General features: G+C 77.0%; 1 protein-coding gene. It reads right to left on the bottom strand.

The genetic code is table 11. The annotated features are described in order from the left end of the window. Positions 1–3: 3 nt before the first annotated feature. Positions 4–573: ABATE domain-containing protein (locus KUM32_RS41695; RefSeq protein ID WP_217146828.1), on the bottom strand; the 570-nt coding region annotated here is incomplete at its 5' end.

Raw genomic sequence — 573 nt, 5'->3', positions numbered from 1 at the left:
CCACTACCCCTTGCGGGCCGCGTAATGTCGCGCGGCCCGCACTCTGTTTCCGCACTTCGTGGTGCACCAGCGGCGGGCGGCGTGCGAGCGCAGGAACCAGCGGGCGCAGCCGCGCGCGCCGCACTCGGCGAGTTGGGCCGCGTCCGGGCCCGTCAGCAGCTCGGTGCCGTCGTCGGCGAGGAGCGAGAGCGCGGCGCCGGCCGGATTGCCCGAGTCCGGTTCGTCCGCGCGGCGCGGGCCGTCGGCGGTCCACGTCAGCCGGGGGGTGGGCGGGGCGGCGGCGAGCGCCGCGTTCAGCGTCTCCAGGCTGGCCGGCCCGGGCGCGGCGCCACTCGCGCGGGCCGCGAAGAGTTCGCGCAGCGCCTCGCGGAGCGCGCGGAGCCGCCCGAGCTGGCGGCCGGTGAGGGCGACCGGGTCCGGCAGCATCTCGTGCCGGACCAGCCACAGGTGCGCTGCGTCGGTGTCCTCCAGCAGGTCGACGGGGCCGTGGCTGACCGTGAAGCGCGTGTTCACCAGGGCGAGCGAGGCGAAGCGCTCCTCGCCCGGCACCGGGAGCTGATGGAGGTAGTACGG

It is taken from the genome of Streptomyces sp. AC627_RSS907 (assembly GCF_019049165.1).
This window is presented reverse-complemented; position numbering and strand designations above follow the sequence as displayed.